General features: G+C 43.3%; 1 protein-coding gene and 1 pseudogene. One reads left to right on the top strand and one right to left on the bottom strand.

Annotated elements, in window-relative coordinates; translation table 11 throughout:
* Nucleotides 1-246, top strand: a 246-nt coding sequence (locus L5M18_RS23210; RefSeq protein ID WP_263198723.1) for an integrase core domain-containing protein, incomplete at its 5' end; no start/stop codon positions are given.
* A gap of 223 nt (nt 247-469) precedes the next feature.
* Here the strand turns inward: L5M18_RS23210 and L5M18_RS23205 are convergent.
* Nucleotides 470-893: pseudogene (locus tag L5M18_RS23205) on the bottom strand (IS110-like element ISSba8 family transposase); the annotation flags it as partial.

Genomic DNA, 893 nt, shown 5'->3' with positions numbered 1-893 from the left:
AGTATGAGTCGTCGCGGGAATTGTTGGGATAACGCACCAATGGAGCGTTTCTTTAGAAGTTTGAAATCTGAGTGGATACCCGCCAATGGTTATGGGAATTTTACAGAAGCAGATAAAGAGATCACAAATTACATCACTGGATATTACAGTGAGACCAGACCCAATCAATATAATGGTGGGTTAACGCCAAATGAGTCAGAACGTTTATATTGGAATGACTCTAAAATCGTGGCCAATTTTACTTGACCATATATGGACGCCTCAGCTTTTACAACACTTTTGAATGATTGGTTCACTACCATATATTCGGCGTCTAAATAGGCTTTTTACCCGCGCCATGATGTAAATCCGAAACCCATTACCTTATCACTACATCGGCATTTAATGCCTTGGTCAAGTCAGGCTCTAATAGGTACGGTTGACCGTTTATTCATCAGTGCATGTAAACTTTTACGTGATGCTTAACGTCTTACGCAAACGCTTTATTAACGTCGAAATTATCGTTACTCGTGAGGATCCGCCATCCTATACGCGCTATTTTATTGGCCAATGCGACAACGGCTTTGTGTCGACCTTGCCTTAACGCAAGTGCATTAAACCATCGCCCAAGTCTATCATCACGTTTGCTCGCAAATCGGCCAACGGCTCTGGCGCCGTGTATGAGTAAAACACGTAGTTCTGAGCTGCCATTTTTCGTGATCGATCCTAGTCGAACTTTTCCACCAGAACTCGATTGCGATGGCACTAAGCCACACCATGCAGATAATTGCCGGCCATTTTTAAATTGATGACCCGAACCTAATTCACTCATAAAGCTTGCTGTGACTAATGGTCCAAAGCCAGGGATCGACAGCAATGCATTGTAGCGAGGTTGGATTTGACATAGCGCTTTA

Origin of the sequence: Shewanella sp. SM20, assembly GCF_025654545.1 — a bacterium.
GTDB lineage: Bacteria > Pseudomonadota > Gammaproteobacteria > Enterobacterales > Shewanellaceae > Shewanella > Shewanella oncorhynchi.
This window is presented reverse-complemented; position numbering and strand designations above follow the sequence as displayed.